Here is a 233-nt window from a genome sequence, read left to right on the forward strand (position 1 = left end):
GGATGGTGCTGCACCGAGAAGACGGGCTTGCCGGAGACGCGCAGGCCGCAATTGCTGCCGTCGAAGAGAGAAATATGTGTCTCCTCAATGCCTTCCGGCAGCGAACTCGAGTCGACTGCAAAGCCATGGTTCATCGAGACGATCTCGACCTTGCCTGTCGTGTGGTCCTTGACCGGATGGTTGGCGCCGTGATGGCCCTGGTGCATCTTCGCTGTCTTGGCGCCGAGTGCGAG

General features: G+C 60.5%; 1 protein-coding gene. It reads right to left on the reverse strand.

The features are described 5' to 3' along the window. On the reverse strand, positions 1-233 hold a 233-nt coding region (locus tag ACR9ZK_RS23660), incomplete at both ends, for a glutamine amidotransferase-related protein (RefSeq protein ID WP_481344348.1).

It is taken from the genome of Monashia sp. HAY1-5C (genome assembly GCF_056755255.1).